1 protein-coding gene is annotated in these 1032 nt (G+C 65.1%); it reads right to left on the minus strand.

Translation table 11 applies throughout. The features are described 5' to 3' along the window. Positions 1-54 precede the first annotated feature (54 nt). Positions 55-969 carry a sugar kinase gene (locus OC610_RS27960; protein ID WP_264432833.1) on the minus strand — a complete coding sequence of 305 codons (915 nt, stop codon included), beginning with the start codon at positions 967-969 and terminating at the stop codon, positions 55-57. Positions 970-1032: the final 63 nt, after the last annotated feature.

Genomic DNA, 1032 nt, shown 5'->3' on the forward strand with positions numbered 1-1032 from the left:
GCAAAAGAATAAAAGATCGCAGGCTTCGCCAGCTCCTACAGGGTCCGGCAGCTCCTACCTCGGTATCAGCGCCCCCGGCACCTGGATCACCCGACTCGCCAGCAGATGCCCCGCCTCGGCCGCCTCCGCCGGGCTGCCGCCCAACAAGCGACTTGCCAGGTAGGCGGCACTGAACGAGTCCCCCGCCGCCGTCGTATCCACCACGCGCTCAACCCGTTGGGCCGGCACCTCATAGAACTGTCCATCACAACGGATCAGGCAGGCCTCGGCGCCACGCTTGAGCACCACTTCCGGCGTACCGAGTTGCCCATAGGCCGTGAACACCGCCTCGCTGTCGGCATGACCGAACAGCGCCTGTTCGTCCTCCACGGTCAGCAACGCCAGCTCGACGTGGGGCAACACGCTGCGGTAAGCCGCCCGGGCGGTCTCGACCGAAGCCCAGAGCCGTGGTCGGTAGTTGTTGTCGAACACCACCTGGGCACCGCGTCGCCGCGCCTCGATCAAGGTTTCTATGAGTTTGCGCCGGCCCTGCTCGCCAATCACCGCCAGGGTGATACCGCTGAAATACAGCACGTCATAGTCCGGCAAGGCTTCCAGGATCGGCGCGGCGGCCGGCGTGGTGAAGCACTCGCGCACGGCGGCCTCGTTGCGCCAGTACAGGAAACGTCGCTCGCCGGCCGCATCAGTCTGGATGCAGTACAGGCCCGGCAGGCGCCCGGGCAAACGCTGGACCCTATCCAGGCCGATGTTTTCAGCCGCCCAGCCCTGGCACATGGCGTCGCTGAAACTGTCGTCGCCCAGGGCGGTGACGTAATCCACCGATCCTTTGTCGCCCAAGGCCCGGGCCAGGTAGACCGCGGTGTTCAGCGTATCGCCGCCGAAGCTTTGTTGCAGGCTGCCGTCGGCGCGGTGTTGCAGTTCGATCATGCATTCGCCGATCAGGGCGATGCGGGGTTTAGTGTTGCTCATGGGGCATCCTGATATTTCAGCGGTGTCTTGCAGGCCGCTTTCGCGAGCAAGCTCGCTCCCACA

The organism is Pseudomonas agronomica (genome assembly GCF_025917275.1).
Classification (GTDB): Bacteria; Pseudomonadota; Gammaproteobacteria; order Pseudomonadales; family Pseudomonadaceae; genus Aquipseudomonas; species Aquipseudomonas agronomica.